The 4,142-nt window shown below is 71.7% G+C and carries 8 protein-coding genes; 4 read left to right on the top strand and 4 right to left on the bottom strand.

The window, feature by feature from the left end:
* Positions 1–18 precede the first annotated feature (18 nt).
* Positions 19–1,134, top strand: coding sequence for a DUF2786 domain-containing protein (locus AC31A1_RS47865; RefSeq protein ID WP_489659340.1), 1,116 nt, complete (start codon positions 19–21; stop codon positions 1,132–1,134).
* A 13-nt stretch (positions 1,135–1,147) separates the two neighbouring features.
* On the opposite strand, the gene AC31A1_RS47860 is transcribed toward AC31A1_RS47865, so the two are convergent.
* The 4 genes from AC31A1_RS47860 to rpmB all read right to left on the bottom strand — a co-directional run bounded on the left by AC31A1_RS47860 (position 1,148) and on the right by rpmB (position 2,983).
* Positions 1,148–1,669, bottom strand: coding sequence for a DUF4232 domain-containing protein (locus AC31A1_RS47860; protein ID WP_489659339.1), 522 nt, complete (start codon positions 1,667–1,669; stop codon positions 1,148–1,150).
* A gap of 164 nt (positions 1,670–1,833) precedes the next feature.
* Complete coding sequence (locus AC31A1_RS47855) at positions 1,834–2,313, bottom strand: hypothetical protein (protein WP_489659341.1); 480 nt, start codon at positions 2,311–2,313, stop codon at positions 1,834–1,836.
* Positions 2,314–2,441: 128 nt separating this feature from the next.
* On the bottom strand, positions 2,442–2,747 hold the full coding sequence (rpsN, locus tag AC31A1_RS47850) for a 30S ribosomal protein S14 (protein ID WP_366497569.1): 306 nt from the start codon (positions 2,745–2,747) through the stop codon (positions 2,442–2,444).
* Positions 2,747–2,983, bottom strand: a complete 237-nt coding sequence (gene rpmB / locus AC31A1_RS47845) for a 50S ribosomal protein L28 (RefSeq protein WP_365302077.1) — start codon at positions 2,981–2,983, stop codon at positions 2,747–2,749. The genes rpsN and rpmB overlap by 1 nt, the downstream gene beginning before the upstream one ends.
* Before the next feature lie 75 nt (positions 2,984–3,058).
* Between rpmB and rpmG the strand changes: the two genes are divergently transcribed.
* From rpmG to AC31A1_RS47830, 3 genes are all read left to right on the top strand, one after another.
* The gene (gene rpmG, locus AC31A1_RS47840; protein ID WP_189326552.1) at positions 3,059–3,223 is read left to right on the top strand and encodes a 50S ribosomal protein L33; all 165 of its coding nucleotides are present in this window, start codon (positions 3,059–3,061) and stop codon (positions 3,221–3,223) included.
* 5 nt (positions 3,224–3,228) lie between these two features.
* Positions 3,229–3,477 carry a type B 50S ribosomal protein L31 gene (locus AC31A1_RS47835; protein WP_489659338.1) on the top strand — a complete coding sequence of 83 codons (249 nt, stop codon included), beginning with the start codon at positions 3,229–3,231 and terminating at the stop codon, positions 3,475–3,477.
* 2 nt (positions 3,478–3,479) lie between these two features.
* Positions 3,480–4,142 (top strand): GTP-binding protein (locus tag AC31A1_RS47830; RefSeq protein WP_489659337.1); only part of this gene is annotated, 663 nt, incomplete at its 3' end.

Raw genomic sequence — 4,142 nt, 5'->3', positions numbered from 1 at the left:
CCATGACACGATCGACCGGTGAGCAGCACGACCACCACCGTCGAGCGCGCCTTCGAGGCCGCCCTCTACACCGACACCCACGACGCCCTCGACGCGGGTGCCTCGATCCTCGCCGCCGACCCCGCCGCGGACCCCGAACTGGCCCGCTGCGGCCGGGAGTTCGTGGCGGCGGCATGGCGGCGCGGCTGGCAGCCCGCAGACGTCGTACGGCTGGTTCGGCGGGAGTTGGACGACGTACACGTACGGCTCGTCTCGGCGCTGATCCGGGCGCAGGCGCCGGACGACCGGGCGCGCGGCCCCCGTTGGGCGGCGCAGCTCGACGAACTGACCGCCGAGGAGCCGCCCCGCACCGACCGTTTCACGCACGCCACCACCGTGCTGGAGCTGTACCGCCTGCTGCTGCGGCTGCCGAGCCTCGAACCTCTCGACGAGCACGAGCCGAAACGGCACGAGAACCGTCGGTCCGCGTCCCGCACGCTCACCCGGATCCGCGCGCTGCTCGCGAAGGCGGAGGCGACCGGGTTCCCGGAGGAGGCGGAGGCGCTGAGCGCCAAGGCGCAGGAGCTGATGGCGCGGCACAGTATCGACGAGGCGCTGCTCGACGCGCAGGCGCCGGCGAAGGACGCGCCCGGCGCCTGCCGGATCGGGGTCGAGGCGCCGTACGAGCAGGCGAAGGCGGTACTGCTGGACGCGGTCGCCGGCGCGAACCACTGCCGGGCGGTCTGGAACGAGGCCTTCGGTTTCTCGACCGTCGTCGGTTTCGAGGGCGACCTGGAGGTGGTCGAACTCCTCTACACCTCGCTCCTCGTGCAGGCCACGACCGCGATGACTCGCGCGGAGGCGGCCCAGCGCGCGGGCGGCCGCCGGCGGACGAAGACCTTCCGGCAGTCCTTCCTGGCGGCCTACGCCCACCGCATCGGCGACCGGTTGGCACAGGCCGCCGGGACGCAGGTCACCGACGACCTGCTCCCGGTGCTTGCCACCCGCGCGGTCGCCGTCACCGACCGCGTCGACGCGATGTTCCCGGAGACGACCACGACCCGCCTGCGCGGCGTCACCGACGAGGCGGGCTGGACGGAGGGCGCCGAGGCGGCGGACCGGGCCCAGGTCAGGGCCCGACCGCCACTGGACTGACGGACGTCGGTCGTCAGTCTCCGGCCTGCGTGAAGGCGCTGACCGAGGCGTCCGAGTCGCTCACGGAGGTCTTGCCCTGGACGGGTCCGTACGACCACTTGTAGCTCGCGGAGTCGCTGCTGCCGGGCAGGGTGATGACCACCTTCGTCGCGGCCAGGCTCAGCTTGCCGCCCGCCTTGCCGCGCACGTAGGTGATGGTGAAGGAGGCCGCGTCGCCCTTGGCGAGCCGCAGCTTCCGCGCCTTGGCGCCCTTCTGCGTGGAGAGGACGGCCTTGGTGCCGCCGCCCTCCAGCGTGGCACCGGGGAACCCGTCCAGGTCGCACGGCTTGCTCTGATTGGTGAGCGAGACGGGAACCTCACCGGTGTCACCGGCGGCCGGAGCGGTACTCGCCGGCCCGACCTGGACGGCGACCCCGTCGAACGAGCAGGCCGACCCGTTCTTGCTGTCGGAGGAACCACCGCCGCCGCCACTGTCGCAGGCGGTCAGAAGCAGAGCCGACGCGAGTGCGGCGACGGCGAGGGGAACAGTGCGCATGAGGGGATCATCCCGCACGGAACGGCCCCCCGCTGACCGGCCTCGCCCCAGGAGCCACGCCAGGTCCACGACCCACACCGCCTGCCGTCCGCCCCGGGCTGCCCCAGGTCCCACGACCCCGAGCCGCTACGACGACCCCAAGCGGCTACGACGACCCCAAGCCGCTACGACGACCCCAAGCTCGCCGTAGGCAGCCCCGACGGCAGCTTCCCGCCCTCGGCCCGCGTGTACGTCTCCTTGCCTGCGCTCCCCGACCAGGTGACCGCGAGGCTCGACTTGCTGACGGAGTTGACCATTCCGGTCGCCCGGGTCTTGCTGCCGTCCGTGCACTTGAGGTGGATCATCTGCATCCCCGCCTCCTTACCGGCCGTCCCGTTGCACACGGTGCCACCGGTCGTGAACAGCGCGGCCTGCTTGTCGGTGACCACAAGGACCAACGCCTTGCCGTCGGCCGTGGCGAGCCAACTGCCCTGCAGCCCGTCGGACGCGGCCGACGGGCTGCTGCCGGAGCCGCCGGAGTCCGCCGTCGCGGTCGACGTCGCCGACGAGGACGCGCTCGGCGTGGACGAGGAGTCGTCCGAGGAGTCACCGCTGCACGCGGTCAGGACGAGCGCGCCCGCCAGACCGGCGACAGCCGCCGCCATCCGTACCGTCGTCACCGTCGAAAACGCCGTAGTCACTGGTAGCTCCCAAGCTGTAGCGGGACGCGGACGGCCGCCCGGTGGGCCTGGCCTCGGCCCTGGCCGGAACGACCGCAGCAAGCTACCAGGGGTTACCAGGAGGACTTGCGGACGCCCGGTAGGTATCCGCTGTGAGCCTGCCCGCGCAGGTTCACCCGGGACAGCCCGAAGGCACGGAAGTAGCCGCGGGGCCGCCCGTCGACCTGGTCGCGGTTGCGAACCCGCGTGGCGCTCGCGTCACGCGGCTGGCCGCGCAACTCCCGCTGCGCGGCGGCCCGTTCGGCCTCCGTCGAACCGGGCCGCCGGATGATCTCCTTCAGCTCGGCCCGCCGCGCCGCGTACCGCGCGACGACCTCCCGCCGCCGCTCGTTCGCGGCGATCTTGCTCTTCTTCGCCATCAGATCCTCACCCCGCGCTCGCGAATCCTGGCCACGGCCGCCTCGACGCCGATCGCGTCCACGGTCTTGATCCCCTTCGTGCTCAGCCGCAGCCGTACGTACCGGCCCTCGCCGGGCAGCCAGTAGCGCTTGGACTGGATGTTCGGGTCGAAGCGGCGCGACGTGCGCCGGTGGGAGTGGGAGATGCGGTTGCCGAAGCCGGGCTGTGCGCCGGTCAGCATGCAGTGGGCGGACACGAGTGACGTACCTCTCCTCGATCGGGGCCGTAGCCAGTGCTGCTAATGGAATTCATTTTCAGTAAGGTATCAGGCATGGCTCGCAACGAACTCCGCCCGGTCATCAAACTCAGGTCCACCGCCGGTACCGGCTACACCTACGTGACCCGCAAGAACCGCCGCAACGACCCCGACCGCCTGACCCTGCGCAAGTACGACCCGGCCGTGGGCCGCCACGTCGACTTCCGAGAGGAGCGCTGACCGAGATGCGCGAGAACACCCACCCGCCCTACGGCCCCGTCGTCTTCCGGGACCGCGCCGCGAACCACGCCTTCCTCACCCGCTCGACGATGACGAGCGCGAAGACGATCGAGTGGGAGGACGGGAACACCTACCCCGTCGTCGACGTCGAGATCTCGAACGTCAGCCACCCCTTCTACACCGGCACGGCCCGCGTCCTGGACACGGCCGGCCGCGTGGAGCGCTTCGAGCGCCGGTACGGGAAGCAGGCCTGACGGTGCCCGACCTCTCCGTCGCGATCGTCGCCGGCCTGCACGCCGACGCCCGCAGAACGACCGTCGCCCGACTCCTCCACGACGTCCCCGGCAGCGTCGTACTCCACCACGACCTCGCTACGGCCGCCGCCGGCACGGTCGTCCGCACGATCAGGGACGCCGACGGCATCGTCTCCGCCGGCGAGACCCCCCTCGTCAACGACTGCGCGTGCTGCGCCCTGCGCGAGGACCTGGTCCCGGAGCTCCGCCGACTGGCCGCGACCGGTCAAGTCCGGCTGGCGATAGTCGAGTTGTGGGACTCCGTCGAACCCAAGGCGATGGCCGAGGTGATCACCGCCGGCGGCCTCACGGTCACCGCCGTCATCACCGCCGTGGACCCGTCCCTGCTCCTCCCGTACCTCGGCAACGGCGACGACCTCGCCGAGACCGGCCTCGCGGCCGCGGCCACGGACCAGCGAACCGTCGCGGACACCTTCGCCCGCCAACTGGAGTACGCCCCCGTCCTCGCCGTCCTCGACTCGCCCGAAGCCGACGACGAAGACCGCGAACTCCTGGGCCAGTTGCACCCGACAGCCCGCCAAGTACCGGTCGGGAGCGCCGACTTGACGAAGAACAGAAACACCCAGGTCGACCACGACACCCCGGCACAGGCTCCCACCCCGCCC

The organism is Streptomyces sp. P5F9, assembly GCF_057961495.1.
The sequence above is the reverse complement of the archived record's forward strand: the minus strand, read 5'-3'. Positions and strand labels throughout refer to the sequence as shown.